The following is a 24,969-nucleotide window of genomic DNA, read 5'->3' on the forward strand; positions in this document are numbered from 1 at the left end:
AATCACATGGATTCGCTTTTTAATCACTATTCATTAAGCAGAACGAACTTCTTCATCTTCTTCGTCATCAGTAGAGTCCATGCCGAGCTCTTTCAGTTTTCGGGTGAGCGTGTTACGTCCCCAACCTAATAGTTCTGCTGCATGACGTTTACGACCACGGGTTTGTTGTAACGCCGCATTAATCAACGTGCGTTCAAACATTGGCGTTGCGATATCTAATATTTTCATTTCGCCATTTTTAAGCTTTTGAATTGCCCATTGACCCAATAACTCATCCCAATGGTGCACAGCAATCCGTTCCACCAAAGCTGGACTGGTATTTGATGCCACTTGTGCATCAGCACTTTTATGTACAGACGCTTGCTTAAGTTCGGCTGGTAAATCTTCTGGATAAACCTCACGACCTGTGATCATGACCGTTAACCAGCGACAGGTATTTTCCAGTTGGCGAACATTACCTGGCCAAGGCAGTTGTTGCATATAATCTGTAGTTTCAGTACGCAAGATTTTAGGACTGACGCCGAGTTCTTTACCTGCACGTGCCAAGAAGTGCTGCGCCAGCATCGGAATATCTTCGCTGCGATGTGACAGCTTTGGAATATGAATACGAATCACGTTTAGACGATGATACAAGTCCTCACGGAAACGTCCTTCATTAACCAGTTTTTCCAAATCTTGGTGGGTTGCAGCCACAATACGAACATCGACCTTGACAGGGATATGTCCACCGACACGATAGAATTCACCATCCGCTAAAACACGGAGTAAGCGTGTTTGTGTTTCAAATGGCATATCACCAATTTCATCGAGGAACAAAGTACCACCATTGGCCTGTTCAAAACGACCTTGATGTTGGGTGTTTGCCCCTGTAAATGCGCCTTTTTCATGTCCAAATAACTCAGTTTCGATTAAATCCTTTGGAATGGCTGCCATATTCAGTGCAATAAATGGTTTGGCACGACGCGGTGAGTGTTTGTGTAAGGCATGCGCAACTAGCTCTTTACCTGTGCCGGATTCACCATTAATTAATACGGTAATGTGTGATTGTGATAAACGACCGATTGCACGGAAAACTTCCTGCATTGCAGGGGATTCGCCGATAATTTCGGTTGATTGTAAAGGCGATGCTGTTTTGGTGGCTTCTTGTTGTTGCAATTTATTGATATGCAAAATGGCACGATTGACCAATGCCAAGGCTTCATCAATATCAAAGGGCTTGGGTAAATATTCAAAAGCACCAGTTTGATAGCTCGATACGGCAGATTCTAAATCAGAGTGTGCTGTCATGATAATTACAGGCAGGTCTGGATGTGTGTTTTTCACCTTGGATAAGAAGGTTAGACCATCAATCCCTGGCATGCGGATGTCTGTCAAAATCACATCAGGCGCATCGTCATGTAAGCGTTCCAGTGCAGTTTGTGCTTCTTCAAAGTTGGTGACATCAAAACCTTCTTCTTTGAAGGTTTTCTCAAGTACCCAACGCATGGCACGATCGTCATCTATTACCCAAATTTTATTTCGTGACATGGTTTAACTCCCAAGGTAGATATAGGCTAAATATGGTTTTTCCTGGAACTGACTGACACTCAATCATTCCGTTATGTTGATGCATAATATTTTGAGCAATACTGAGGCCAAGCCCAGTACCTTTGGCACGACCTGTAACTAGTGGATAAAAAACAGACTCAAGAATGCTTTCTGGAACGCCAGGACCATTGTCTTCAATATCGATACGAACAGCTGAGCGATTTAATACACCATTAATAGTAACGAGGCGTTGTATTCGAGTTCTTAAAAGCAGTTCAGGCTCAGAATCTGTAAAGAACTCTTTATTCTCGGTCATGGCTTGTACTGCATTGACACTAATGTTGAGCATGACTTGAATCAGTTGGTCACGATCAGCCATGACATCGGGTAAAGACAAGTCATAATCACGGGTAATCTTGATTTTCTTCTTGGTTTGGTTTGCGATGAGTGAGCGAACACGTTCTAAGGGTTCATGTACATTGCTGAGTTCATAACTTGGTAATTGACGAGAACCAAGCATGGTATCTGCCAAATTAGTGAGTCGATCAACTTCGCTAATAATAATATCGGTAAACTCACGATAGCTATCATCACCTAAACTACGTGCCAGTAGTTGAGTTGCACCACGAATACCAGCCAAAGGATTTTTAATTTCATGTGCCACGCCACGGACCAATTGTCTGGCCACTTGGTGTTGCTGAACGAGGTTTTCTTCCTTTGAAATTTTTAACATCCGATCAATTGGATTAAGTTCGATTAATAATAAAGGGTGATAACTTTTACCAGCATTGAGCTGTGAAGCGGTGTAGTCGACATGAATGGGTTTAAAATTCACATTGATCACTGCTTCACGTCGCGTGTAGTGTTGACCACTTTCTAAGGTATTTAATAAAGCTTCTTGCGTATTGAAGGTATCATCATGTGCATGCAGCAAATTTAATACCGGCTGACCTGATGCGCGTAACAAGCTGATATCAAATAATGCTTCACAAGCAGAATTTAAATAAAAAATATTAAGCTTACTATCGACCAATAAAATGGCAGTTGTCAGATTATCTACTAAGAGTCGATAGTCGATAGTGTTCTGTTGATCCATTTGTGAATCGTCCTGTTTTAAAATGGCGCAATAAATATAAATTTTAATGAAGAGCCATTAACTTCTAAAATGTACTTTATGCAAAATACAAGCCAACTTTGTATTAACTAAATTTCAATCACTTAAATCTGAAAGAATCGATTTATACGGTATTTTTCACATACATCTGCTTATTTCAATATTTTATTATGCTTCAAATTGGTGCGTTGTTGGATTTTGTTTAAAATTTTGGTCGTATTTTGGTGCATTACACAAAGAGATGGCTTTGCTGCTATGCGAAGACAAAGAAAAGTCATACAATACGCCGATTCAAGTGGAGCGCAGATTCATGAAGACCCCCAAAGTCGGTTTTGTATCTTTAGGTTGTCCTAAGGCATTGGTAGATTCTGAACGAATTTTAACTCAGTTAAAGACTGAAGGTTATCAGGTTGCATCAGATTATGACGGTGCAGATTTGGTTGTTGTTAACACCTGTGGTTTTATTGAATCTGCAGTGCAAGAGTCTTTAGATGCCATTGGCGAAGCCATGAGCGAAAACGGACGAGTGATCGTTACCGGTTGCTTAGGTAAAGACGAAGACAAAATTCGCCAAATGCACCCGAATGTACTTAAAGTAACGGGGGCAGCGGCCTATCAAGATGTGATGGAAGCAGTGCACGAATATGTACCTGCGCCACCAAAACATAACCCATTTATTGATTTAGTTCCAGAGCAAGGCGTTCGTTTAACGCCGAAGCATTATGCCTATTTGAAAATTTCAGAAGGCTGTAATCACCGCTGTACGTTCTGCATTATCCCAAGTATGCGCGGAGATCTTGTGTCTCGTCCTGTCGGGAAGGTGTTGGATGAAGCAGCAGCGCTTAAGCGTGCTGGGGTAAAAGAAATCTTGGTGATTTCTCAGGATACTTCAGCATATGGCGTGGATACCAAGTACAAGTTAGATTTTTGGAACGGTCAGCCAGTTAAAACCAAATTCTATGACATGTGTGAAGCACTAGGGCAACTCGGTATCTGGGTCCGTTTGCATTATGTTTATCCTTACCCGCATGTAGATGCTGCCATTGATCTTATGGCACAAGGCAAAATTCTCCCTTATTTAGATATTCCTTTTCAGCACGCCAGTCCGCGCATCTTAAAATTGATGAAGCGACCAGCTCATAGTGAAAACACATTAGAACGCCTTAAATTATGGCGTGAAAAATGTCCTGAATTGGTGATTCGCTCGACTTTTGTTGTTGGTTTCCCTGGAGAAACAGAAGAAGACTTCCAAATGTTGTTGGAATGGTTGAAAGAAGCTCAGCTAGATCGAGTTGGTTGTTTTACATATTCACCTGTCGAGGGTGCAACTGCGAATGATCTACCTGATCATGTGCCAGAAGAAATCAAGCAAGATCGATATGAACGTTTTATGGAAGTTCAGCAAGCAATTTCAGCGGAAAAACTACAAAAACGTATCGGCCAGAAAATGACAGTGCTTGTGGATAGCTTGGAAGATGAATTCCCCGTTGCAGTTGCACGTTCATATGCAGATGCGCCAGAAATTGATGGCAATGTTTTTGTAGAAGATATTGATAAAAGTGTGATTAAAGCGGGTGATCTGCTTGAAGTCGAAATTACCGATGCAGATGAATACGATTTGTTTGCAAAGTTAATTCAGATTAAATCTGCTTGATATTGAATTAAATTTAAGAAATTTGAGATTGGTCGGTTTGGAGTAAAGGTATGTCAGCTTCTAAAAATCCACGTTATGCACGAATTTTGCTAAAGCTTTCTGGTGAAGCTTTAGCAGGCAATAAAGATATGGGTATTGATGCCCAAGTGTTAGATCAGATGTCACTTTCAATTGCACACATGGTTGGTTTAGGTGTGCAAGTGGGTATCGTAGTCGGTGGTGGGAACTTATACCGTGGTAGCCAATTACAGAAAGATGGTCTGGTTGGTCGCGTAACAGGTGACCAAATGGGGATGTTGGCGACTGTGATGAATGGCTTGGCATTGCGTGATGCGTTGGTGCGCCGTAATATCAAAACTCGTTTAATGTCTGCTTTATCGATTGGTACCGTGGTTGAGTCATATTCAAGCCGCGATGCGATTCGTCACTTAAGCCAAGGTGAAGTTTGTGTATTCGTTGCGGGTACGGGTAATCCATTTTTTACCACAGATACCGCAGCATGCTTACGTGGAATCGAGATTGAAGCGAACTTGATCTTGAAAGCAACCAAGGTTGATGGCGTTTATAACAAAGATCCAAGCAAATATGATGATGCGGTTAAGTATGATCATCTAACTTTTGACCAAGTACTTGATGAAAAACTTGGTGTAATGGATCTTACCGCAATTTGTTTATGTCGTGATCACAATGTGCCATTGCAAGTTTTTGATATGAACAAATCGGGTGCATTGCTTTCGGTTGTAATGGGTGAAAAAGAAGGTACTCACGTAACGAACTAATGTACGTGAGTCATAAAGCTCTTTATACTAATGTCTAAATATTTTGTAATACCTAATGAATAAGTAAGGAAGATCATATGATTAACGATCTCAAACAAGATAGCGAACAGCGTATGCAGAAATCGCTTGACTCTTTAGAGTTGGGCTTTGCCAAAGTTCGTACAGGTCGTGCGCACCCATCTATTTTAAATGGTGTAATGGTTTCTTACTACGGCTCTGATGTTCCATTGAATCAAGTCGCAAATATCGGGCTTGAAGATTCGCGCACGCTGTTAGTTCAACCATTTGAACGTTCGATGGTTGCCGCGATTGATAAAGCGATTCGTGAAGCAGGCTTGGGGCTGAATCCTATTACTGCTGATGCAATCCGTGTACCAATGGCTGCGTTAACAGAAGAAACTCGCCGTGATATGCAAAAAGTTGCGCGTGCCGAAGCTGAAAATGCCAAAGTTGCGATTCGTAATATTCGTCGCGATGTATTAGGTGATCTCAAAGCATTATTGAAAGAAAAAGAAATTTCTGAAGATGATGATCGTCGTGCATCAGATGATATTCAGAAAATTACTGATAAATATGTTGCAGAAGTAGATAAGCGTCTTGCAGCGAAAGAAGCAGAATTGATGAAGGTCTGATTTTATTATGACCTTGCAAGAAGAACTGCTTCTTCCTCAACATGTTGCCATCATTATGGATGGCAACAATCGTTTTGCCAAAAAAAAGCAAATGCAAAAAGGCGATGGGCATCGAGAGGGCAAGAATGTCTTGGATCCAATTGTTGAGCATTGTAAAAAAGAAGGTGTTCGTGCGTTAACGGTTTTTGCTTTTTCAAGTGAAAACTGGAATCGACCACAATACGAAGTCGATTTGTTGATGAAATTGTTGGAAGAAACAATTCATGAACAATTGCCGCGTATGGAAATGTTCAATATCGCATTGCGCTTTATTGGAGACCGTTCTCGGTTGTCGAATGAACTGCGTGACCTGATGCAATATGCAGAGCAAAAAACGGCAGCTTTTGACTCCATGACGCTAACAATCGCCATTAGTTATGGTGGGATGTGGGATATGGCGCAGGCTGCAAAAGTCATTGCTCAAGATGTGCTTGCTGGAAAACTTCAAGCAGATCAGATAAATGTTGATTTATTTGATAAATATGTCAGTCTAAATGATCTTCCAGCTGTTGATTTATTAATTCGTACAGGTGGGGATTATCGTTTGTCTAACTTCCTGTTATGGCAAGCGGCGTATGCTGAATTGTATTTTACTGATACTTTATGGCCAGAATTCACTGTAGAAGAGTTAGATTACGCATTTCGTGTTTTTTCAGGTCGTGAAAGACGCTTTGGTAAAACTTCAGAACAGATTCAACAAGCGAAAATAGAGAATTAATAATGTTAGAGCGGATTATTACCGCATTGGTGTTAGTTGCTGTTGTTTTAAGTTGCATGTTTGCAACGCAATCACATTATCCAATGTTTATGCTTATGATTTTAGCCGCGGGGGTTGCAGGTTATGAGTGGTTTAAGCTTATGCCTCGTGCAACATCACCTGTGTCAAAACCTAAAGCTTGGATTTATGGTGGCGCGGTTGCAGCAGTAGCAACACTGGCATTATTTTTTGATGATGTAGCACTTTTACTCTGGGCTGCATCGATTCTCACTTGGTTGGGCAGTATCTATTGGGTAAAGAACTTTCCTGAATCTGATAGTTGGTATAATGCATCCTTACATATCGTCGGGTTTATTCTTATTTCTGCCGCAGTCACCGCGCTTTATGCTGTTTGGCATAGCTCACCTTGGTGGCTGATGTACCTGTTCCTGCTGGTTTGGGGCGCGGATAGTGGTGCATATTTTGTTGGACGTAAATTTGGTAAGAAAAAACTTGCACCCTTTGTGAGCCCAAATAAATCTGTTGAAGGTTTATATGGTGGTATCGCGACAACCGTGATTATTATGCTGGTTGTGCAATATACCTATTTAAATTTAACTGCAATACAGCTTATTCTGTTCTTAATTCTTTCGATTATTACTGTGTTTGCTTCGGTATTAGGCGACTTGTTTGAGTCAATGATTAAACGCCGTGCAGGAATCAAAGATTCTGGTCGTGTTCTACCTGGGCATGGTGGTGTATTAGATCGTATTGATTCTTTACTTGCTGCTGCACCGATTTTTGCAACAGGTATGTATATATTAAAACTTATTGGTGTAGATCTTTAAATGACTCAAGCTGTTTGTATATTGGGTGTTACGGGTTCAATTGGACAAAGTACTTTAAAAGTATTGGAACAACACCCAGACCAATACACTGTATTTGCAGTTTCTGCATATAGTCGTTTAGATAAACTTTTAGAAATTTGTAAAAAATATCATCCAAAAATTGTGGTTGTGCCGAATGATAAAGCATTTGAGTTACAACAACGCTTCAATCAAGAAAATTTAAAACAGATTGAAATCTTAACTGATGAGGCTGGTTTAATCTCAATCGCTGCACATGCTGATGTTGATATTGTTATGGCGGCAATTGTTGGAGCTGCAGGTTTGCTCCCTACATTGGCAGCGGTAAAAGCGGGTAAGCGAGTTTTGCTTGCCAATAAAGAAGCGCTGGTGATGTCGGGTGACATTATGATGCAGGCAGCAAAAGAGCATCAGGCATTGTTATTACCAGTGGACTCAGAGCACAATGCTATTTTTCAGTCTTTACCCCATGATTATTTAAATGCAGAAAGAACAGGACAGCCTCAATTGGGGGTGTCGCAGATTTTGCTAACCGCATCTGGTGGTCCGTTCCTGAATCATTCCTTGGAACAGTTACATGATGTGACGCCACAGCAAGCATGTAAACATCCAAACTGGTCAATGGGGCAAAAGATTTCGGTCGACTCTGCAACTTTAATGAATAAAGGCTTGGAATTGATCGAAGCTTGTCATTTGTTTTCAATATCAGAACATTTTGTTACAGTTGTTGTTCACCCACAAAGTATTATTCATTCCATGGTGCAATATGTGGATGGATCAACTTTGGCACAAATGGGTAATCCTGATATGTGTACGCCGATTGCACATGCATTAGCATGGCCTAAACGTTTAGCGACCCATGTTCCTGCATTGAATTTGTTTGAGACAGCTCAATTGAATTTTCAATCACCTGATCTTGTTAAGTTTCCAGCTTTGGATTTAGCGCGTCAGGCAATGCGTGCGGGTGGTTTGGCACCGACGATTTTAAACGCAGCAAATGAAATTGCAGTTGCAGCTTTTTTGCAGCAGAGAATTCGTTTTACCCAGATCACCCAAGTGGTCGAAAATACTTTGCAAACTGTACAAAATGCCAAAGCAGAAAACATAGACATCATTTTACAGACTGATATGATCGCAAGACAAATTGCAGATAAGTATATTGTGGATATAGGAGGCTAAATCGTATGAATGCACTTTTTATGATTGTTGCAGCGATTTTATTGCTTGGTCCTCTGATCGCAATTCACGAATTTGGTCATTATTGGGTCGCGCGTAAACTTGGGGTCAAAGTCTTAGTTTACTCTATTGGTTTTGGTCCAACGCTACTAAAATGGCAATCTAAAAAGTCTGGTATCCAATACCAACTTTCGGCATTGCCACTTGGTGGTTATGTCAAGATGCTGGATGAACGTGAAGGGAATGTAGCTGAGCAAGATTTGCCATATGCGTTTAACCGTCAATCTCCGTGGAAACGTATTGCCATCGTTGCTGCTGGTCCGTTGATTAATCTTATTTTTGCAGTGTTTCTATTTTGGATTCTGTTCCTGCCAGCGCAAGATCAACTGAATACTCGAATTGGTAAAGTCATCCCAAATACACCTGCTGCGCAAGTTGATTTACACGTTGGTGATAAAGTGTTGATAGTCGATGGACAAACAACACCAACATGGGAAAAGCTGAATTATGCTTTGGTCAACCGTGTTGGAGAGACGGGACAGGTTTCTATTATCGTTGATCGTGCGGGCATTGAAAAACAATTCAGTTTACCAATTAAAGAATTCTTAAAAGATCAAAGTCAATCACCTTTAGATGCATTGGGCTTTTTACCTTATCGTCCTGTAATCCCTGCTATAGTGAAAGAACTCAGTGCAGATGGTGCAGCAATCCGTCAAGGAATGAAGGTGGGTGACCAAATCGTTGCAATTAATAGTGTTGCAATGAAAGATTGGTTTGATGTGGTGGATGTGGTTCAAAAGTCACCAGAAAAGCTTTTAAATATTGATGTAATGCGTCAAGGTCAATTGGTCCATCTACAAGTGATGCCTCAAGGGCAACGCGATAATATGGGCAATACGACTGGAATGCTCGGCGTGAAAAGTGATGCTGGTAAAATCACGATCCCGAATGACTATAAACAAACTATTCAATATACCCCTGTGGAAGCACTGGGTGTTGCATTTGAAAAGACAACTCAGCTTTCAGGCATGATTTTTAACTCCATCATTAAAATGGTGCGTGGTTTAATCGGTTTGGACAATTTATCGGGTCCAATTACGATTGCTAAAGTTGCGGGCCAAAGTGCAGAAATGGGATGGCAAACCTTTATTTCATTTATGGCTTTGATGAGTGTGAGTTTGGGGATTCTAAATTTATTGCCAATTCCGATGTTGGATGGTGGACATTTAGTCTATTACTTTATCGAAGCAATTCGTGGTAAACCTGTTTCTGAACAAATACAGATGTTTGGTCTAAAAGTTGGTATGGTACTGCTCGGTAGCATGATGCTTTTGGCTTTATTTAACGACTTCATGCGTTTATAAAAACGCAAATGGAATTTAACTTACTGGAAAATATATGGGCATGCGTCACACACATTTATTAATGCCTTTGGCACTGGTTAGTGCGATGGCAGTGGTACAACAAGCATACGCAGCAGATGAGTTTCTTGCACGAGATATACGAATTGATGGCTTAGTGCGTTTAACACCTGCAAGTATCTATTCTATGTTACCAATAAATAGTGGCGATAGAGTCAGTGATCCAATGATTGCTGAGGCAATCCGTACGCTATATGCTTCAGGTCTATTTGATGACATTAAAACTTATAAAGAAAATGATGTTTTAGTGTTTAAAGTTGTTGAACGTCCAGTCATTTCAAAGTTGGAATTCAAAGGCAATAAGCTCATTCCAAAAGAAGCCTTGGAACAAGGTTTGAAGAAGATGGGTATTGCTGAGGGTGAAGTGTTTAAGAAGTCTGCATTACAGACGATTGAAACTGAGCTTGAACAACAATATACCCAGCAAGGTCGATATGATGCTGATGTGACGGTTGAAACCGTTGCACGCCCAAACAACCGTGTTGAACTCAAGCTGAACTTTAATGAAGGTACAGCGGCTAAAGTATTTGATATCAATATTATTGGTAATACTGTTTTCAGTGATAGCGATATCAAACAAGCCTTTGCGGTGAAAGAAAGCGGTTGGGCTTCTATTGTGACCCGTAATGACCGCTATGCACGTGAAAAAATGGCTGCAAGTTTAGAAGCTTTGCGTGCTCTCTATTTAAACAAAGGTTATATCAACTTTAATATTATCAATTCTCAGTTGAACATCAGTGAAGATAAAAAACATATCTTTATTGAGGTTTCTGTGGATGAAGGTAGTCAATTTAAGTTTGGTGAAACGAAGTTCTTGGGTGATGCACTGTATAAGCCTGAAGAACTAACAGCACTTAAGCTGTATAAAGATGGCGAAACTTATTCTCAAGAAAAAGTAAATGCTGTTAAGCAATTGTTGCTCCGTAAATATGGTAATGCTGGCTATTACTACGCTGAAGTGAATGTAGTACCTGATATTAATAATCAAACTGGTATTGTTGGCTTAAATTATTATATTAATCCAGGTCAACAAGTTACCGTACGTCGTATTAACTTCACAGGTAACAGTAAAACTGCGGATGAAGTGCTGCGTCGTGAAATGCGTCAAATGGAAGGTGCATTGGCGAGTAATGAGAAAATTGATCTTTCTAAAGTTCGTTTAGAGCGTACTGGTTTCTTCAAGACGGTTGATGTGAAACCTGTGCGTGTTCCAAACTCACCTGATGAAGTTGATTTGAATGTTAATGTTGAAGAGCAACATTCTGGTACAACTACCTTGGCTGTCGGTTATTCTCAAAATGGTGGTGTGACCTTCCAAGCAGGTTTAAGTCAAACCAACTTTATGGGTACAGGTAACCGTGTTGCGATTGATTTGTCTCGTTCTGAAACACAAGATTACTATAACCTAAGTGTTACTGATCCATACTTTACCATTGATGGTGTGAGCCGTGGTTATAACGTTTATTATCGTAAAACTAAACTTAATAAAGACTACAACGTTAATAATTATGTAACGGATAGTATTGGTGGTAGTGTAAGCTTTGGTTATCCAATTGATGAGAATCAAAGTCTAAGTGCATCTTTAGGTATTGATCAAACTAAAGTGCGAACAGGCCCAAGTGTTTCGACTTATATCCGTGATTATTTGTTAGCAAATGGTGGTAAATCAACTGCGCAAAGTACATGGTGTCCAAGCGGTGTCAATGAAAAAGATGCTGACCAAAAAGATATTATTGGCACGTGTGAAGGTGGTTTTGCGACTTATGACAGTGCTTTCGAAGGTACATTCTTAACCTATAATTTAAACTTGGGTTGGTCATATAATACTTTGAATCGTCCTATTTTCCCAACTTCAGGTATGTCACAACGAGTTGGATTAGAAATCGGTTTACCTGGTAGTGATGTTGATTATCAAAAATTAACTTACGATGCTCAAGCATTTAAATCACTTTGGGGTGGGTTTGTACTTCGTGGTTATGGTAAGTTAGGGTATGGTAATGACCTACCATTCTATAAAAATTTCTATGCGGGTGGTTATGGTTCTGTTCGAGGTTATGATAACAGCTCTTTAGGTCCTAAGTACCCAAGCGTTATCTTCCAAGAGCAAAAGCAAAATGACCTTGATCCTGAAGAAGTTGGTGGTAATGCTTTAGTTCAATTTGGTACAGAACTTGCGCTACCATTACCATTTAAAGGTGATTGGACACGTCAAGTACGTCCAGTGCTTTTTGCCGAAGGTGCTCAGGTGTTTGATACTCAGTGTGATGTGCCAAAAGGCAGTGTTCGTATTGATGGTCAGGATGTTGATATTAAACAATATTGTAAAGATAACAATAAGTTAGATTTTGGTAATATGCGCTATAGTGTTGGTGTTGGCTTCACATGGATTACCATGATTGGTCCATTATCATTAAGCTATGCATTCCCGCTGAATGATAAAAAAGGCGATGATACTAAATCTATCCAATTCGAAATCGGTCGTACCTTCTAAGGACGACCTTGTTTAGCGCTGTAAAATATAAAGGATGTAATAATGAAAAAATTAACAATGTTGATGTTAGGTTTAGGCTTCACGTTTTCTGCATCAATAAATGCAGCAGGGCTGGCTGTAGTTGATTTAGCTAAAGTTGTTGAGAGTAGTACTTATCTGAAACAGCAAAATGCAAGTCTCACTCAGTCAGTTAAACCAACTTCAACGCGTCTTGAGCAATTGGGTAAAGAGCTTGAGTCTTTACAGCAAAAAGCTCAGACTGATGGTCAAAAGATGAATCAAGCTGATATTCAAAAGCTGACTGCTCAATATCAATCAAAGCTGAGTGAATTTAATTCGACTCAACAAGGTTTACAGACTAAAGTTCAGTCAAGCTTACAGGCAATGAATACGACTTTTGAGTCTCGTGTGAAGCAAGCTGCTGAACAATTGCGTAAAGAGAACAACTTAGACTTTATTTTGAATAAAAATTCTGCGATTGCCTCTGACGCTCAGTATGATTTAACTGATAAAATGATCCAAAAGGTCAATGCTATTAAATAATCAATGAATAGACGTACTTATCGTTTAGAAGAAATTGCTCATCTTGTCCAAGGTGAGCAATTTGGTGAAAAAGATTACCCAATTTTGAATTTGGCAAGTTTAGAACATGCACAAAAACAACATATCTGTTTTGTGAATGGTGAAAAATATCTAACACAAGCAGAAGCAAGTCATGCTGGTGCGTATATCGTCACTGCAGCTCTCAAACAACAGCTCAAAAGCAAACAAAATTTTATTGTTGTTGATAATCCTTATCTGGCTTTTGCCACCTTAACGCATGTATTTGAAACAAAGATAACTCAACGCGGCATTGAGCGTACAGCCCAGATTCATCCTTCAGCAATCATTGCCGATGATGCCTATGTTGGGCACTATGTTGTTATCGGTGAAAATTGCGTGGTGGGGAATAATACGATCATTCAAGCGCATGCGTTCCTCGATGATAATGTTGAGGTGGGTAAGGATTGCTTTATTGATGCGCATGTGACGCTTACTGGAGCTGCTAAACTAAAAGATCGGGTTCGTATTCACGCTAATACAGTGATTGGGACAGAAGGTTTTGGTTTTGCACCTTATCAGGGCAAGTGGCATCGTATTGCTCAATTGGGTTCGGTTCGAATTGGTAATGATGTCCGTATCGGTTCAAATTGTAGTATTGACCGTGGCGCACTCGATGATACGATTTTGGCAGATGGTGTCATTATTGATAACCTTGTGCAAATTGCTCACAATGTTCAAATTGGAGAGAACACCGCCATTGCCGCAAATTGTGGAATAGCAGGAAGTGCGAAAATTGGCAAAAACTGTATTATGGGCGGTGCATCAGGGGTCGTTGGACACCTTGAAATTACCGACAACGTGACACTTACAGCAATGTCAATGGTCACAAAAAATATTTCTGAGCCTGGAACGTATTCTTCTGGCATGGGATTGTTCGAAAATAGTCATTGGAAAAAGACAATTGTTCGCCTAAGACAATTAGCAGATGTGCCATTGACCCAAATCACTAAAAGGCTTGATCATATGCAAGCTCGATTAGAGTCCCTTGAATCAACCTTTAAGTTACGTAAATAATTTATTATGACTGAGTCTACATCTCCAGCATTTACAATGCCTGAATTACCCATGGATATTCTTACGATTCGTGAATATTTACCGCATCGTTATCCATTTTTATTAGTCGATCGTGTTACTGAAGTAACTGAAAATAGTATTGTCGGTTATAAAAACGTCTCGATCAATGAAGAGTTTTTACAAGGGCATTTCCCAACTTATCCGATTATGCCTGGTGTCTTGATTATCGAGGCTTTGGCACAAGTTTCTGGTATATTAGGTTTTGTACTTACAAATCAAAAGCCAAAAGCAGGTTCTTTATTCCTATTTGCAGGTGCTGAAAAAATCAGATTTAAAAAACAAGTTGTTGCGGGTGATCAACTCATCTTAAAATCTGAGCTTGTGATGCAAAAACGTGGCATTTACAAGTACAATTGTACCGCTAGTGTCGATGGCAAGGTTGCTGCGACGGCAGAGATTATTATTTCCCACCAGAAAATAGAGCAGACATGAGTAGTCAAAATTTAATACATCCTACCGCAATTATTGACCCGTCTGCAGAAATCGCTTCTGATGTACAAATTGGTCCATATTGTATTGTAGGTCCAAATGTAAGTATTGACTCAGGTACAAAATTACATTCACATGTTGTTATTGGTGGTTTTACGAGAATTGGTAAAAGTAATGATATTTTCCAATTTTCGAGTATTGGGGAAATTTGCCAAGATTTGAAATATCAAGGCGAAGAGACTTGGCTGGAAATCGGTGATCACAATTCGATTCGTGAGCACTGTACCTTACATCGCGGTACAGCTCAGGATCATAGTTTGACCAAGATTGGTAGCCATAATCTATTAATGGTCAATACACATATTGCACATGACTGTGTCATTGGGAACCATAATATTTTTGCCAATAATGTGGGTGTCGCTGGGCATGTTCATGTTGGCGATCACGTGATTGTTGGTGGTAATGCAGGCATTCATCAGTTCTGTCGCATTGATTCATACAGTATGATTGGCGGTGCAGCTTTAATTCTTAAAGATGTTCCAGCTTACATCATGGCATCAGGTAATCCTGCACGTGCTTTTGGTATGAATATCGAAGGAATGCGTCGTAAGGGCTGGTCTAGAGATACCATTCAAGGGTTAAGAGAAGCCTATAAATTAATCTATAAGTCTGGTTTAACCACTGAACAAGCGATTGAACAGATTCGTAATGAAATTTTAGTGAAAACGCCTGAAGCGCAATTGTTTATTGATTCGTTGGAACAATCAACACGCGGTATTGTGCGTTAATTACTGACCAGAACAGAAAAAAGACACCGCGGTGTCTTTTTTTATGCTTAATTTTCCTGTTCTACAAACTGCTGCCGATATTGTTTTGGCGAGTGTTCAAAGGTTCGCTTAAATGCCTGACTAAACGCGGTTTCTGATGAGTAACCCACTTTATTGGCAATTTGTTGAACTGAATAATTACTTTTACGCAGATATTGGCTTGCTAAACGCATGCGATGTTGCTGTAAATAAGCAAGAGGTGATTCACCAATCACTTCATGGAATAGGCTAGCAAACTTTGAACGTGACATGCAGCATTGTTCTGCCAAGGTCTCAACTGTCCAAGCATCCTCAGGATGGTTATGAATTGCAGCAAGACTATTGCTCAGTTCGGGATGATTCAGCGCACTGAGCCAACCATGTTGACTTGAGATTTGTTGAATATGATCTCGAATACATTTGATCAATAAGATATTCACCAGATGATCGATAATAATATCTCGACCTGCTTGAATATTCTGTGTTTCTAAGGCCAAAAAGTGTAAGCCAATTTGCAACCATTCTGGCGTATTGGTATCACCGTGTTGTAGGTGAATAAGAGAAGGTAAGGCCTGAATAAATGGCTTTGCCATAATGGTATCGATCTGACAACGCACGGTTAGGATTAAGTTTTTATCAGGAGAGTCTGCACCGAATTCAATGGCATCCTCTTTATGGCCATCAAAGAAATTTGAAATATCAACCGCATCAACCAGCTTGGTAATGGCATTATCTGCCCCTGTATGTGCTTTACCAGAGGGAATTACCACAATTTCACCTGCATGTGCAGTTAAACTATTGTGCGAATCAATTTGAATAAAAACAGAACCAACTAAAACAATATGAACAATTAAGGCGGTTTGATCTTGGCAGACAAAACTCCATTCTCCTTGAGTTTTCAAGTAGATATATTCAGTGTGATTTAAATGTATATCCGCAAATATTTTACTTAAAGCATCCATATGATTTTTAAATGAGGCATTCATCTAAATTATAGTGAGCTATGCCAATAACTCAATATGTGTTTATAGGACAAAAACAGGGTGGATTATGCCAAAGACTTTGACATAGGTTTTTTGGACGCTTGCAACTGTCATGAATTTCATAATTCCTCAAAATATACTTATATATACAAAGACATGGATTCGATGATGAATGCGCCAGTAAATGTTGAGCAAGAACTTACGCCAGTAAGCATTCCAAAGTCAAAAACTGAGTTGGATCGTAAACGTTATTTATGGGCAATTAGCCCAGCTTTACCTGCAATCGGGATTGGTATTTTAGCAGGTTATCAATTTGCACCTCGTCCATTGAAAAAAATCTTTGCTTTAGGTGGACCAATCGTTTTACATATTATCATTCCTACGATTGACACCATTATTGGTAAAGATGCTAATAATCCAACGGATGAAGATATTCGGCTGTTGGAAAAAGACCCTTATTATTCTCGGTTGGTAAAAAGTTTTATCCCTTTACAATATGCTGCGAATGTCTATGCCTGTTATTTAACCAGTCGTAAAGAAACATCATTTTTAGACAAAATCTTATTGGGTATCTCAATGGGAGCAGTCAACGGGATTGCGATTAATACCGCACATGAGTTGAGTCATAAACATGATCGTATTGACCACATTCTGTCGCATTTAGCCCTCGTGCCAACAGGTTATAACCATTTCCGAATTGAACATCCTTATGGCCACCATAAACGTGCTGCAACACCTGAAGATCCAGCATCTTCACAAATGGGTGAAACCTTTTATGAGTTTTGGCCACGTACCGTGATTGGTTCATTCAAATCCGCAATTGAGATTGAAACCAATCGTTTAAAACGTAAAGGTAAAGAATTTTGGTCAACTGAAAATGAACTACTACAAGGCTGGGGCATGAGTGCGGCTTTCCATGGTTCGATGGTGGGTTTATTTGGTAAGGGGGTTATTCCTTATTTGGCAACACAGGCTTTTTATGGCATTAGTTTGTTTGAAATTATTAACTATATCGAACACTATGGTTTAAAACGTCAAAAAGACAAGAATGGTAAGTATGAGCGTACCATGCCAGAACATAGCTGGAACAATAATAATATTGTGACCAACTTATTCTTGTATCAGTTACAACGTCACTCAGATCATCATGCTTATCCGACGCGTCCGTTTCAGGCTCTACGTCATTTTGATGAAGCGCCTGAATTACCAAGTGGTTATGCAAGTATGTTACTACCTGCGTTAATTCCACCTTTATGGTCAAAAATGATGGATAAGCGCGTATTTGACCACTATAAAGGTGATTTGAATAAAGCCAATATTTTCCCGAAACGTCGTGCAAAAATCTTTAAAAAGTTTGGTGTGGTTGATCAGTCTTTAGAACAGGTTCAGATTGAAGCTGTGACTGCTGAATAATCAAAGCTTTCCCAAAGCAGGGCACTGATGAGTCATCATCAGTGCCTTTTTATTTTCTTGTATAAAAAAATTAAAAAACAACGGCTTTTATACTTTGTTGCTGTATATCTATAGGTTAGAACAAACAAGAATCTTGCAATTGATTTTATGAGGCGATGATGACAAAACATTATGATTATATTGCGATTGGTGGCGGTAGTGGTGGGATTGCATCAGTCAATCGTGCTGCGATGTATGGAAAAAGATGTGCCTTGATTGAAAAATCTGAAATAGGCGGGACTTGCGTTAATGTCGGCTGTGTACCTAAAAAAGTGATGTGGTATGCCGCGCATATTGCTGAGTCGATTCAAAAATATGGTCCTGATTATGGTTTCAATACTAAAGTCGAAACATTTGATTGGCAGATTTTAATCAAGAATCGGCAGGCTTATATTGATCGCATTCATCAATCTTATCAAAATAGCCTAAGTAAGAATAATGTTGATCTTATTCAGGGTGCGGCTTATTTTATTGATCAACATACCATTGAAGTCAACGGTGAACGATTTACAGCGGATCATATCCTGATTGCAACAGGGACACAGCCTTCATTACCTAAAATAGATGGAGTGGAATATGGCATAGATTCAAATGGCTTCTTTGAACTAAGTGCTTTACCAAAAACCACCGCAGTGATTGGTTCAGGTTATATTGCGGTTGAATTGGCGGGTGTACTGAATGCTTTAGGTTCTCAGGTTGGATTATTTATTCGCAAGGATTTGCCTGTGCGTCGCTTTGATTCATTTTTAAGTGAAACTTTGGTTGAGGTCATGCAAAGCGATAATATTACTGTACATACCCAAGCCGTACCTCAAAAAGTCACAAAAAATGCGGATGGTTCCGTGGTACTTCATTTAGAGAATGGTGAACAGCATACGGTTGATTGTCTGATTTGGGCCACCGGTCGAGAGCCAAATACTGCGTGTTTGAATCTAGAGAAAGCCAATGTCCAACTGGATGAAAGAGGTTATATTCAGGTCGATAAATACCAGAATACCTCACAACAGGGGATCTATGCCGTTGGCGATATTATTGGGAAAATGGAGCTGACACCTGTGGCTGTAGCCGCTGGGCGCAGATTGTCCGAACGACTCTTTAACCATAAATCTGATGAGCATTTAGATTACGACAATATTCCAACTGTAGTCTTTAGCCATCCTCCAATTGGAACGGTGGGAATTACTGAGCAGGAAGCCATTGAAAAATATGGACAACAAGCAGTGAAAGTCTACAATTCATCATTTACTGCGATGTATAGTGCCATTACTCAACATCGCCAACCTACCAAAATGAAACTGGTCTGTGTGGGTGATAATGAAAAAATTGTCGGTATTCACGGGATTGGTTTTGGTATGGATGAAATTCTGCAAGGTTTTGCTGTTGCCTTGAAAATGGGAGCAACCAAGAAAGACTTTGATAATACGGTTGCGATCCATCCTACCTCGGCAGAAGAGTTTGTCACCATGCGCTAAGCTTTAGGCTTATCCATTGTATTCTGTTCACTCAGAATTTTGAACAGATGAAATAATCACTTTAAGACCACTTGGGAGATGATGGCTAAAGCGAATGCGATAGCCATATTTCTCAAGTAATTGACTGACCAAGGCTAAACCGAGTCCGTGTCCATCATTCTGTGCGGATTTACGCCAAAATCTTTGTGTTAGGAGATTTAACTCAGCATTGCTTAATCCCTTGCCATGATCGCTCACAATCAAAGCGTGGTGTTCCATGTAAATTTGAATAGGGGGTTGTGCATGTATATAAGCATTCTCAATCAAGTTTTTCAAAACAATACTGAGCGTAGCATGGGGGAGTGCCATAGCGGATAGACTAGTCCAATCAACGTCTAATTGTTGTGATAGATCAGTATATTTTTTTTCAAGCTCGGTGATGACCTGTCTTAAACAAAGACCGACATCTGTTTGGTCTGATAGTGGTGGTAATTGAGTTTCGGTTTTACTGAGTAATAAAAGCTGTTCAAGTAATTGCTGGTAACGCTGGATACTTATTTCTGCTTTTTCTAGATTATTGAGTAACTTCTCAGGCTCTATTTGAGCTTGTGCTAACATCAGTTTGCTTAATTGCACATGGGTTTTAATTGCGGTTAGTGGGCTGCGCAGCTCATGTGCAGCAAACGCACTAAAGCTCTTTTCATTTTCTAAACTCTGGTGCAGGTTCTGCACCAGTTCAACTAGGCTATCAACAAATGGCTGGATTTCTTGAGGAATATTTTGAGCTTTGAGCTCAAGCAGCTCTGTTGCCGCAGTGGAAAAATGTTGTTTCCTTTGTTTGACTCGCTGTGCAATTTGATCAAGGGGTTGAAATTCAACACGAACTATCCATAGAATTAATAAGATACATAAAATTAAGGTCAGAATTAAAGGAATCAGTACTGACTGTAAAATCTGTTTAAGTAAGGAATAGCGAAGCTGTAATTTCTCGGCAGTAACAACTTGTATATGTCCTTTTTGCAATACATAACTGCGCCACTCCATATTATTTTCTTGCCATGTACTAAAACCAACATGTCGTGTTGAAAGTTTGGGTGAGCCTTGGGTTCTGACAATCACTTGTGGGTCAGTTCCAGAACCAGAATTCAAAAAAGAAACTTCACAAACCAGTAGATTTTGACTGTCATGCTTTTGTTGTGCCGAGTTTAATGTGTCGATAATTTCATTCACAGGAAGTTGCTGAATCAAATGAGCAACCATTTGAGCGGATGCGGAAAGACGTTGATCTAAGGTAGATTGCAAGCGTTTTTCTAAATCGACATAGAGCCAGTAAAAGACCAATGACCAAAGTAAGATAAACACAATGGAAATTGTGGTCACCAAGCGCCATTTTAAACTATAACTTTTCATCCCTTTTACTCGGCTACTTTTAGCATATAGCCCACACCACGAATTGTTTGAATAATATCTGGGTGGATTTTTTGTCGAAGATGATAGATATGCACATTAATCGCATTACTCTCGATACTTTCCTGAAAACCATACACTTTATCAATTAAGTCTTCGTTTTTGAGGATTTGATTCGGATAAAGCATAAACGATTCAAGCAAGCTATATTCACGACGTGAAAGCGTTAAGAGTTGTCCTTGATAATAGGCTTGCTGCGTATCTGGGTGGATTTGTAGCTCACCAATTTGAATCGTATTAGAGGAATAACCTCTATTTCGTCTTGTTAAGGCATGAATTCGGGCAATCAATATACTTAAATCAAAGGGCTTGGTCAGGTAATCGTCGGCCCCCACATTTAACGCTTCGACACATTGCTGGGTTTGATTACGTGCGGTCAGTACCAATACGGGCACATGCAGTGCATCGTTGCGCCATGTTTGTAACAACTCTAACCCATCTTGATCAGGCAATCCGAGATCAAGCAAACATAAATCCACTGCGCTGTTACGGATAAAATAATCGGCAGCTTTGGCTGTATTTACATGCTCAACTGAAATACTGAGATAATCCAGAGCAGCGATAATACTTTCAGCAATATAGGGATCATCTTCAACGAGTACGACAAACATGGCTTTTCCTCAATAGAGTCCCTATTCTACAAATAAAAAAGCGCCTTAATGTTCTCTTAATTTTGCTTGTTTGATAATGCCATCATGTTAATGCTTTAGATCAGATGGTATGCGATTTCAACTTTTAATCGGTATGGTCCTTGGATTAAATACCGCAGCGTGGGCTGGGAATGATTTTTTACATCCTGACCAAGCTTTTAAGTTCCAAGCCAGTTCAATTTCCAAAGAAAAAGCTGAACTCAATTGGGATATTGTTCCCAATTATTATTTATATCACGACCAGTTTAAGCTGAGCGTCAATGGTAAAAATATTGACTTAAAATTACCGAAAGGGCAGGAAAAGGATGATCCAACCTTTGGTAAGACCGATGTGCATTATAATCAAGTCACAGCTCAACTCGAGGTTCAGCCGAATCAGTTATACAGTGTGCAATGGCAAGGTTGTGCGGATGATGGGCTCTGTTATCCCGTACAAAGAACAACGATTCAAACCGATGCAACAGGTTTATTGCCTCAACAAAAGTTAGGATCAGCACAAACTAAATTAGCACTTTTAGTTCAAGAGCCAGAAAAAACGACCGATACTTCGGAGGCGTTGAATCACCAAGACTTAAATACGGCTCCGAGTGAGTCTACACAGGCTGAAGCAATTAAACCCAGTAAAGATACTCAACAGACCAATGATTCTACGGACACAGCGAATATTCAGCAAGGTTCAGTAACGCAGAGTACAACTGCAGCTGCTGAATTAAGCAACCAGCAGCAAGTCGCTAGCAAAACATTCAAGCAAGCTTGGAACAATGATCAGTTTTTCCTTGGCCTTCTCTCCAGTCAGACGGTTTGGCTTAATCTTATCGTGTTCTTGGGCTTTGGCGTTTTATTGGCATTTTTACCCTGTTCATTACCCTTGATTCCAATTTTGTCCAGTATTTTGGTACAACAGAACAAGAGGCGTAAGGCAGCATTGATCGCGCTGACTTTTGTCACCAGTATGGCTTTGGTCTATGCTGTGATGGGATTTGTGGTGTCACAAATTGGCTTTAATGTTCAGCGTTGGTTTCAAAACCCAATGGTGATCGGCTTATTTGTACTGATGTTTATTGCATTTGCACTCAATTTATTTGGCTTATATCAGCTCTCTCTACCGCAGTCCGTATTGCAACGTTTAGATCGAATCCAACAAGGTCAAAAGGGCGGTACGCTATTCAGTGCTGCGATCATGGGAGCATTATCCGCTTTAATTGTAGGCCCTTGTATGAGTGCACCACTTGCAGGTGCTTTACTCTATGTTTCCCAGCTTGAACATGGCATGTTAGGCGGGCTTTACTTATTCCTGATGGGCTTGGGCATCGGCATTCCAATTTTTATTGCCAGTGTTTTTGGGGCGAAGTATCTGCCTAAACCAGGACTATGGATGGAGCGTCTCAAGTTCTGCTTTGGTTTTGTTATGTTAGCCTTAGCGGTATATTTTGCTCGGCCTTTATTAGCAAGTGCTTTGTATTATTCTGTTCTTGCACTGGTTTTGATTGCGATGGCAGCTTATCTGATCGTGGTGTTGCGATATGTGCAAAAGCTTTCTTATCGACTGATGCTGCTTGGTCTTGTTGGGTTGCTCACCGCAAGCAGTATATGGCAAATACACTTGGCAACCTCTTCTTTTCATCAGCAACGATTATCCTCCTTGCATGCATGGACTGTGGTTAGAACTCAACATGAACTGGAACAGGCACTGGCACAACATCCGAATCAAGCGGTATTGATTGATGTTTATGCAGACTGGTGTGTGGCTTGCCAACCGATTGAACGAGATGTTTTACCTTCTGCTGCTGTACAGGCGGCGATTGAAAATGTGGTGAGAATTAAACTTGATTTAACCCATTATGAGGCTTCTCAGGACATCATTTTGAAGAACTGGCAAATTTTAGGACCTCCAACAGTTTTATTTCTCGATCCAAGTCATCAGGAAATTCGAGATTTACGTTTGACGGGGACGTATAGCGCGAAGCAATTGGTTCAAAATATTCAGTCGATGTCTGGGGAGAAATGATGTTTATTTCATCAGAAGCCATACATCTCTGGATCTTTATCTTGCCGTGGTCATTATTGATTATTCTGGCGGGATTATGCAGCGTACAGCTATTTGGCCTGTATTTAAGTCGTCGCTTTCTATGGTCAACAGCGATTTGGCAGGTTTATAAGGATTCGCTCTGGACCTCAATTTTGATCGGACTGCTTGCTGCACGATTCGGATTTGTCGTGATACATGCAGATGTTTACTTCGCTCATCCGATTGATATTTTAAAGGTTCAGGATAAAGGCTTTCATCTCTATAGTGGCTTGGTTGCTGCGAGTGTGTGGTTTATTTGGAAAAATCGTTTTTTAAACTATACCGTCATTGCGGGGAGCTTGGTCATCTTCTTTGCTGTGCAATTGGGTGGCCTAGGCATACACAAGCGATTTCAATCTGAACAACAATATCCAGAGCTAACTTTTTCTGATCTTAATCAGCAAGCACAATCTTTAACTCAATTTGTAGGCCAACCGACAGTCATTAATCTATGGGCCAGTTGGTGTCCACCATGTCACCGTGAAATGCCTGTGTTGTATCAGGCCCAACAAGATCATCCCCATGTTCAGTTTGTCATGCTGAATCAGGGCGAAACGCCCGATGTGATTCACAATTATTTGCGGCAGCATCAATTCCAGTTTCAGCATGTGTTATCTGATCCACATGGAGAAATGGCGGAGCAGATGAATATGTTTGGACTGCCAAGCACTTTGTTTTTCAATGCACAAGGCCAGTTGGTGGAACGTCATTTAGGTGAACTTACGCCAGCAATGCTGAAACAATATCTACAAAAAATCACTCAACTTAATGAGGAAGTCTCTCAATGAATCCATATCTTAAACTGTTCGCTGTGACAGCATTTGCAATGTCTTCAACATCGCTTATTGCCGCAGTTCCAAGCATTAAGCAAAAACTGGAAAAAGACGGTTTTAGCTTTGTAAAGCAGATTGAGGCACCTGCGCAAATGACAGGTTGGGCTGGACACATGCAGCAAAATCCAATGACAGTTTTCATTTCAAATGACAATAAATATTATATTGTTGGGGATTTGCATAATGCCAAAGGTGATAATTTAACTGTTGATGCGCTGAATAAACATGTGAAGCAATCTGTTTTGGATGATGTTTGGAAAAGTCTGGAAAAATCGGCTTGGATTCAGGATGGCAATATCAAAGCACCCCGGATTATTTATGTTTTCTCTGATCCAAATTGTCCGTATTGCCATGCTTTTTGGGAAAAGGCTCGTCCTTATGTGAAAGCAGGTAAAGTGCAATTACGTCATATTCAAGTCGGTGTGATTCGTTCTGAAAGTCGAGGACAGGCCGCAACACTGCTGGCTGCTTCAAATCCACCACAGGTTTTTGAAGCATTTAATGCCGCGAAAGGGAAGCAAAAATTGAAAGAATTAAAACCGATTCCGTCACATTTAGCAGAAAAACTGGAAGCTAATGAAGAGATGATGAATAAATATGGCTTTTTTGCGACGCCGGCTTTAGTCTGGAAGAATGCTCAAGGCGGATTAGAAACGGCACAGGGTCTACCTAAGGATCTAAAAAGTGTTTTTGAATAGAAACTTGTGAATGGAAATATGGATTCATATCGGGATGAATCAAACAAAAAGGACGTTAT

General features: G+C 40.1%; 22 protein-coding genes. 17 read left to right on the top strand and 5 right to left on the bottom strand.

Translation table 11 applies throughout. The features are described 5' to 3' along the window. Nucleotides 1–33: 33 nt before the first annotated feature. Entirely contained in the window at nt 34–1,527 is a 1,494-nt protein-coding gene (gene glnG / locus F993_RS13635) for a nitrogen regulation protein NR(I) (RefSeq protein WP_004653303.1), read from the bottom strand. Continuing rightward, the gene (gene glnL / locus F993_RS13630; RefSeq protein WP_004653304.1) at nt 1,514–2,623 is read right to left on the bottom strand and encodes a nitrogen regulation protein NR(II); all 1,110 of its coding nucleotides are present in this window, start codon (nt 2,621–2,623) and stop codon (nt 1,514–1,516) included. The genes glnG and glnL overlap by 14 nt, the downstream gene beginning before the upstream one ends. Nucleotides 2,624–2,951: 328 nt before the next feature. Between glnL and rimO the strand changes: the two genes are divergently transcribed. From rimO to lpxA, 12 genes are all read left to right on the top strand, one after another. Continuing rightward, nucleotides 2,952–4,295 carry a 30S ribosomal protein S12 methylthiotransferase RimO gene (gene rimO, locus F993_RS13625; RefSeq protein WP_004653305.1) on the top strand — a complete coding sequence of 448 codons (1,344 nt, stop codon included), beginning with the start codon at nt 2,952–2,954 and terminating at the stop codon, nt 4,293–4,295. Nucleotides 4,296–4,345: 50 nt separating this feature from the next. Continuing rightward, the gene (pyrH, locus tag F993_RS13620; protein WP_004653306.1) at nt 4,346–5,074 is read left to right on the top strand and encodes a UMP kinase; all 729 of its coding nucleotides are present in this window, start codon (nt 4,346–4,348) and stop codon (nt 5,072–5,074) included. Between the two features lie 77 nt (nt 5,075–5,151). Next, a complete protein-coding gene (frr, locus tag F993_RS13615; RefSeq protein ID WP_004653307.1) occupies nt 5,152–5,706 on the top strand; it encodes a ribosome recycling factor in 555 nt (184 codons plus the stop codon). A gap of 7 nt (nt 5,707–5,713) precedes the next feature. Then, nucleotides 5,714–6,463, top strand: coding sequence for a polyprenyl diphosphate synthase (gene uppS / locus F993_RS13610; protein WP_004653308.1), 750 nt, complete (start codon nt 5,714–5,716; stop codon nt 6,461–6,463). A 2-nt stretch (nt 6,464–6,465) separates the two neighbouring features. Beyond that, entirely contained in the window at nt 6,466–7,290 is an 825-nt protein-coding gene (locus F993_RS13605) for a phosphatidate cytidylyltransferase (RefSeq protein ID WP_004653309.1), read from the top strand. After that, nucleotides 7,291–8,487, top strand: a complete 1,197-nt coding sequence (gene ispC / locus F993_RS13600) for a 1-deoxy-D-xylulose-5-phosphate reductoisomerase (protein WP_004653310.1) — start codon at nt 7,291–7,293, stop codon at nt 8,485–8,487. Between the two features lie 5 nt (nt 8,488–8,492). Then, nucleotides 8,493–9,848 (top strand): RIP metalloprotease RseP, encoded by a 1,356-nt coding sequence (gene rseP / locus F993_RS13595; RefSeq protein ID WP_004653311.1) that lies wholly within the window; start codon nt 8,493–8,495, stop codon nt 9,846–9,848. 34 nt (nt 9,849–9,882) lie between these two features. Continuing rightward, on the top strand, nt 9,883–12,396 hold the full coding sequence (gene bamA / locus F993_RS13590; RefSeq protein WP_004653313.1) for an outer membrane protein assembly factor BamA: 2,514 nt from the start codon (nt 9,883–9,885) through the stop codon (nt 12,394–12,396). A gap of 42 nt (nt 12,397–12,438) precedes the next feature. Further along, nucleotides 12,439–12,939 carry an OmpH/Skp family outer membrane protein gene (locus F993_RS13585; RefSeq protein WP_004653314.1) on the top strand — a complete coding sequence of 167 codons (501 nt, stop codon included), beginning with the start codon at nt 12,439–12,441 and terminating at the stop codon, nt 12,937–12,939. Nucleotides 12,940–12,942: 3 nt separating this feature from the next. Beyond that, nucleotides 12,943–14,013 carry a UDP-3-O-(3-hydroxymyristoyl)glucosamine N-acyltransferase gene (lpxD, locus tag F993_RS13580; RefSeq protein WP_004653315.1) on the top strand — a complete coding sequence of 357 codons (1,071 nt, stop codon included), beginning with the start codon at nt 12,943–12,945 and terminating at the stop codon, nt 14,011–14,013. A gap of 6 nt (nt 14,014–14,019) precedes the next feature. After that, nucleotides 14,020–14,505: a 3-hydroxyacyl-ACP dehydratase FabZ gene (gene fabZ, locus F993_RS13575; RefSeq protein ID WP_004653316.1), complete on the top strand. Its 486-nt coding sequence runs from the start codon at nt 14,020–14,022 to the stop codon at nt 14,503–14,505. Then, on the top strand, nt 14,502–15,290 hold the full coding sequence (gene lpxA / locus F993_RS13570; RefSeq protein ID WP_004653317.1) for an acyl-ACP--UDP-N-acetylglucosamine O-acyltransferase: 789 nt from the start codon (nt 14,502–14,504) through the stop codon (nt 15,288–15,290). The genes fabZ and lpxA overlap by 4 nt, the downstream gene beginning before the upstream one ends. A gap of 47 nt (nt 15,291–15,337) precedes the next feature. On the opposite strand, the gene F993_RS13565 is transcribed toward lpxA, so the two are convergent. Then, complete coding sequence (locus tag F993_RS13565) at nt 15,338–16,270, bottom strand: AraC family transcriptional regulator (protein ID WP_032812675.1); 933 nt, start codon at nt 16,268–16,270, stop codon at nt 15,338–15,340. 189 nt (nt 16,271–16,459) lie between these two features. On the opposite strand from F993_RS13565, the gene F993_RS13560 reads away from it, so the two are divergent. Beyond that, a complete protein-coding gene (locus tag F993_RS13560; protein ID WP_004653319.1) occupies nt 16,460–17,704 on the top strand; it encodes an alkane 1-monooxygenase in 1,245 nt (414 codons plus the stop codon). A 158-nt stretch (nt 17,705–17,862) separates the two neighbouring features. Then, on the top strand, nt 17,863–19,215 hold the full coding sequence (gene gorA, locus F993_RS13555; RefSeq protein ID WP_004653320.1) for a glutathione-disulfide reductase: 1,353 nt from the start codon (nt 17,863–17,865) through the stop codon (nt 19,213–19,215). 27 nt (nt 19,216–19,242) lie between these two features. On the opposite strand, the gene F993_RS13550 is transcribed toward gorA, so the two are convergent. Both F993_RS13550 and F993_RS13545 read right to left on the bottom strand, forming a co-directional pair. Next, nucleotides 19,243–20,604 carry an ATP-binding protein gene (locus F993_RS13550; RefSeq protein WP_004653321.1) on the bottom strand — a complete coding sequence of 454 codons (1,362 nt, stop codon included), beginning with the start codon at nt 20,602–20,604 and terminating at the stop codon, nt 19,243–19,245. A 5-nt stretch (nt 20,605–20,609) separates the two neighbouring features. Beyond that, on the bottom strand, nt 20,610–21,272 hold the full coding sequence (locus F993_RS13545) for a response regulator transcription factor (protein ID WP_004653322.1): 663 nt from the start codon (nt 21,270–21,272) through the stop codon (nt 20,610–20,612). Between the two features lie 109 nt (nt 21,273–21,381). Here F993_RS13545 and dsbD point away from each other — a divergent pair, with 109 nt between their 5' ends. From dsbD to dsbG, 3 genes are read left to right on the top strand one after another with little or no spacing between them, the layout of a single operon-like run. After that, a complete protein-coding gene (gene dsbD, locus F993_RS13540) occupies nt 21,382–23,319 on the top strand; it encodes a protein-disulfide reductase DsbD (RefSeq protein ID WP_004653323.1) in 1,938 nt (645 codons plus the stop codon). Then, nucleotides 23,319–24,167 (top strand): TlpA disulfide reductase family protein, encoded by an 849-nt coding sequence (locus F993_RS13535; protein WP_004653325.1) that lies wholly within the window; start codon nt 23,319–23,321, stop codon nt 24,165–24,167. The genes dsbD and F993_RS13535 overlap by 1 nt, the downstream gene beginning before the upstream one ends. Continuing rightward, nucleotides 24,164–24,910, top strand: coding sequence for a thiol:disulfide interchange protein DsbG (gene dsbG / locus F993_RS13530; protein ID WP_004653326.1), 747 nt, complete (start codon nt 24,164–24,166; stop codon nt 24,908–24,910). The genes F993_RS13535 and dsbG overlap by 4 nt, the downstream gene beginning before the upstream one ends. Nucleotides 24,911–24,969: the final 59 nt, after the last annotated feature.

It is taken from the genome of Acinetobacter proteolyticus, assembly GCF_000367945.1.
In the GTDB taxonomy this organism is placed as follows: Bacteria; Pseudomonadota; Gammaproteobacteria; order Pseudomonadales; family Moraxellaceae; genus Acinetobacter; species Acinetobacter proteolyticus.